Origin of the sequence: Cecembia lonarensis LW9, assembly GCF_000298295.1 — a bacterium.
Lineage (GTDB): Bacteria > Bacteroidota > Bacteroidia > Cytophagales > Cyclobacteriaceae > Cecembia > Cecembia lonarensis.
This window is the reverse complement of the sequence record NZ_AMGM01000299.1, coordinates 1-681: the sequence shown is the minus strand read 5'-3', so window position 1 is coordinate 681 and position 681 is coordinate 1. Positions and strand designations below refer to the sequence as shown.

Genomic DNA, 681 nt, shown 5'->3' with positions numbered 1-681 from the left:
GATTATGCAAGCAACCATCAAAAGAATCACCAAAGACGCTAAAATCATCCATGAAAACTTCAATTATTTTCTCTACATAATCCGAAAATATGCTCATCATGCATCTTTGAAATGTGGCAGGTGCATTACATAAACCAAAAGGCATGCGACGATATGCAAATGTACCAAAAGGGCATGTAAAAGTGCTTTTTTCTTGGTCCTCGGGTGCTATGACAATTTGATTATAACCAGAATAACCATCAAGAAAACAATAGAAAGCATAACCCGCTAACCTCTCAAGCATTTGGTCAATGAACGGCAATGGGAAGTGGTCCTTCCTTGTGGTGGCGTTTAGCTTCCTATAGTGAATGCACACCTTCCAACCGGTTTGAATATGTTGAGGAACAAGTTCATTCTCGGCATTAGCTACCACTGTCACTCCGGATTTCTTTGGTACGCATTGAACGGGCGAAACCCACTTACTATCCGAGATTGGATAGACAACTCCACAATCTAGAAGCTTTATGATCTCCTTTTTTCACTACTTCCATCATCGGAGTGTTAAGACGGCGTTGAGCCTCTCTAGTTGGTTTGGCCCCCTCCTCAAGAAATATGTGATGCATACAAGTTGTAGGGCTTATACCTTTAATATCGGCCAATGTCCAACCTAGGGCAGATTTGAACTCCTTCAAAACTCGAAGC

Annotated in this window: 1 protein-coding gene; it reads right to left on the bottom strand. The window is 41.7% G+C overall.

The annotated features are described in order from the left end of the window. The coding region (locus B879_RS24225) for a reverse transcriptase family protein (RefSeq protein WP_162136899.1) at nt 1-412 on the bottom strand (412 nt) is incomplete at its 3' end. Between the last annotated feature and the right edge of the window lie 269 nt (nt 413-681).